Origin of the sequence: Micromonospora sp. NPDC002296 (assembly GCF_040296145.1) — a bacterium.
Taxonomy (GTDB): domain Bacteria; phylum Actinomycetota; class Actinomycetes; order Mycobacteriales; family Micromonosporaceae; genus Micromonospora.
Genome location: NZ_JBEOWQ010000110.1, coordinates 1 through 3350, shown reverse-complemented (window position 1 = coordinate 3350; position 3350 = coordinate 1). Strand labels below are relative to the sequence as shown.

The window sequence follows — 3350 nt, the reverse complement described above, 5'->3', positions numbered from 1 at the left end:
CGCAGGATCGCGCCGTCGGCCCCCTGCGGGGCGAGCCGGCCGACGTGGGCGGCGACGCCGACGGCGAGCAGTTCGCACCCGCGTTCGGGCAGCCCGGCGACGGGCAGGCCACGCACCAGCCCGACGCCGCAGCCGCCGGTCACCTCGGCGGCCAGCCGGGCCAGCTCCGGGCCGAGGGCCGGCAGCGGGAAGTCGGCCCGGGACAACCCGTCGGGGGGTACGCCGGCGGCCTCCACGGCGGCGACGGCGGCCCGCAGCTCGGCGCGCTGGGCGTCGTCGACCGTGAGCCGCCACCGCCCGCCGTCGGCGAGTTGGTCGGCCCGCCAGCCGGCCGGCCCCCGCACCTGGTCGATCACCGCCACGGCGTCTCCCCCGGCTCGGGCCCGGCCGTCCCGGCCGAGCGTCACCTCCAGTCTGAACCGACATGGTGGGTGGGCGCGGCACGCTCTGCCAGGGGCATAACGTCGGCCGGCTGGTCTTCGCCTACGAGACCGGCCTGGTACGACCCGGACCGCCGGGCTGACGAGCGCCAGCACCGCCGTTTCCGCAGCTCACACGCCGGCCGGGTGGACACGTGACGGCAACGAAGAATTCTCGTTTTCACCGGATCGGGGGTCCAACCCTCCTAGTGTTGGGCACACCGGTGCTAGTCACGGAGTTGGCCACCCGAACGACGTCCCACGCAGTCAGCGGACGAAAAGTGAGGGAAGACGCGCATGAAGACACAGTCAGTTCTCGGATCGGCGGCGCTCGGCGTGGGTATCGGCACGCTCCTGCTCCCGGTCGCCGCGCTCGCGGACACCACGGTGTCACCGGCCACCACCCCCGTCGGCGGGACCGTGGTGCTCACCTCGACCTGCAACCCGAAGTCGGGCGACGCGATCTTCCGCGTCACCGGCCCCGACCGCGACCAGAACGTCCGGTCCACCACCGCCGCCGCCGGCGGCGGGCTCAGCGCCGAACTGTTCACCGCCGGGTTCACCCTCGGCACGTACACGGTCACGGCGACCTGCGGCGACGGGACCTCCTCAGGCAGCGCGACATTCACCGTCACCCCCATCGGCGGGGCCCCGGCCGGCACCGGCACCGACGCGGACAACCGCGGCCTGCTGGCCACCGGCGGCACCCTCGTCGGGGCCGCGGCCACCGGCGCACTGCTCCTGGCACGCCGCCGACGCCACGCGGTCAACCACGCCTGACGCCCTACGTCACCACCATCCTGAGACGGGTGCCCGCGCCGGCCCACGCCACCGCGGGCACCCGCCGCGCACGCGAAGGAGGCGCACGTGCCCACCGGCGACCGGGTCCCACGGACCGCCGTGGCGCTGATCGCGCTGGCCGGCGTCGCCGGCGGCGGACTACTCGCCCTCGGGGCGGCCCGCACCCACCCACCACCACCCCGGGTCGCCCCGGGCACCGGAACCGACCCGGCGACGGGCAGCGGCACCGTGCCCGGGACGCCGCTGCCCCACGCCGCGCCGGTCCGGATCACCGTCCCGGCGATCGACGTGCGCGCCGACCTGGTGCCGGTCGGCGCCAGCGCCGCCGGCGAACTGGAGGTCCCGCCGTCGGACCGGCCCACCGTCGCCGGCTGGTACCGCCTCGGGGTCAGCCCCGGCGAGGCCGGCAACGCCGTCGTCGTCGGGCACGTCGACTCCCGGGAGACCGGCCCCGCGGTCTTCTTCGCCCTCGGCCGGCTCCGGCCGGGCGACCGCATCCAGGTCACCCGCTCCGACGCGCGGACCGCCACGTTCACCGTGGACGGCGTCGGGTCGTACCCGAAGGCCCGCTTCCCCACCGACCTCGTCTACGGTGCGGGCACCGTGCCCCGGCTGCGCCTGATCACCTGCGGCGGCCAGTTCGACGAACACACCCGCTCCTACCTGGACAACGTCGTCGTCTTCGCCACCCTGCTCGCCTGACCTCCGCCCCCGCGCCAGCGGCGGCCGGGAGATCGCCTACGGTTGCCGTCAGTCCCGGTGCGGCGGAGGTGAGCGGTGGACCAGCAAACCGTGCAGACCCGATGGCTCGGGCGGCTGCCCGCCCTGTTACGCCGCCCCTGGAGCCGGCCGATCACGGACGCCGTGCCCGCCGCCGCACGGTCCAACCCGGACGCGGTGGTCGACTGCGCCGTCTACGTCGACGGGCGGCGCCAACCCGGGCGCCCGCACTACGCCGAGGCGTACGCGCAACGGCGCCACGGCCGGCGGCCGTTCGTCTGGCTGGGCCTGCACGACCCGACGCCGACCGTGATGGCCGCAGTCGGGTCGACCTTCGGCCTCGACGAGTACAGCGTCGCACAGGCCCTCGCCGACGGACACCGGCCGACCCTGCAACGACACGGCGACGTGACGCTGCTGGTGCTGCGCACCGCCGGCTACGTCGCGCACACCGAACTGACCGACACCTCCGAGGTGATCGACACCGGCGACGTGATGGTGTTCCTCGGCGACCGGTACGTCATCACCGTCCGACACGGCGCGGCCGGAGCACTCGCCACGGTGCGCGAGGACATCCAGCGCCGCCCGGCGGTGCTGGCCGAGGGGCCCTGGGCGGTGGCGTACGCGGTCTGCGCCCGAATGGTCGAGCTGTACCTGGAGGTCGCCGGTCACGTCGAGACGGACCTCGAACGGCTGGAGGAGACGGTTTTCGCCCGCGACCGGTCCGCCGACATCCAGCAGATCTACCAGCTCAAGCGGGAGATCGTCGAGTTCAAGCGGGCGGTGCTGCCGCTGCAGGCGCCGCTGCGGGCGCTGCTCGGGCAGCAGCCCGACGGCCCGCCCCCGGCCCTGCGCCGCTGGTTCGCCGACGTGGACAGCGACCTGGCCCGGGCCGTCGACCGGGTCGGCGCGTACGACGACCTGCTCAACTCGATCCTCCAGTCCCGGCTGGCGCAGTTGGCCGTCGAGCAGAACAACGACATGCGCAAGATCGCCGCGTGGGCGGCGATCGCCGCCACCCAGACCGCCGTCGCCGGGATCTACGGCATGAACTTCACCAACATGCCCGAACTGCAATGGCGCTACGGCTACGCGGGAGCGCTGCTGGTGATGGCAACCGCCGCACTGACCCTGCACCGGCTCTTCCGCCGCTCCGGCTGGCTCTGACCCGACATCCCCGCAGTCCACAGGCCCCCGCACAACGCCCCGCTCTCACCCCGTTGAGCAAGAAGTTCGTGTCGGGTTTCGCCGCCCGGTTGGCGTAGGTCTCCTCGGTGCGCGCGATGGGTGGTTTAGGGTGGGGTGTCCGGTGGTGGGGGTCACTGTGGGGGTGGAATCGGTGGGGGGTCGGGGGCGTTGTACATGGTTCACCCGGGCGGGACCGGCCCGGGGCAGTCCCCGGAACCGGGG

4 protein-coding genes are annotated in these 3350 nt (G+C 74.2%); 3 read left to right on the top strand and 1 reads right to left on the bottom strand.

Features of this window, described 5'->3' with window-relative positions; translation table 11 throughout:
* On the bottom strand, positions 1 to 362 hold a 362-nt coding region (locus ABT023_RS28875; protein WP_350889839.1), incomplete at its 3' end, for a hypothetical protein.
* Between the two features lie 354 nt (positions 363 to 716).
* Here ABT023_RS28875 and ABT023_RS28870 point away from each other — a divergent pair.
* The 3 genes from ABT023_RS28870 to ABT023_RS28860 all read left to right on the top strand — a co-directional run bounded on the left by ABT023_RS28870 (position 717) and on the right by ABT023_RS28860 (position 3107).
* Positions 717 to 1199: a hypothetical protein gene (locus tag ABT023_RS28870; RefSeq protein ID WP_350889837.1), complete on the top strand. Its 483-nt coding sequence runs from the start codon at positions 717 to 719 to the stop codon at positions 1197 to 1199.
* 87 nt (positions 1200 to 1286) lie between these two features.
* Positions 1287 to 1922: a class F sortase gene (locus ABT023_RS28865; RefSeq protein ID WP_350889836.1), complete on the top strand. Its 636-nt coding sequence runs from the start codon at positions 1287 to 1289 to the stop codon at positions 1920 to 1922.
* 75 nt (positions 1923 to 1997) lie between these two features.
* Positions 1998 to 3107 (top strand): magnesium and cobalt transport protein CorA, encoded by a 1110-nt coding sequence (locus ABT023_RS28860; protein ID WP_350889834.1) that lies wholly within the window; start codon positions 1998 to 2000, stop codon positions 3105 to 3107.
* Positions 3108 to 3350: the final 243 nt, after the last annotated feature.

Coding starts and splice junctions, on each gene's coding strand:
- ABT023_RS28870 (WP_350889837.1), top strand. CDS start 717: ATGAAGACACAGTCAGTTCTCGGATCGGCGGCGCTCGGCGTGGGTATC.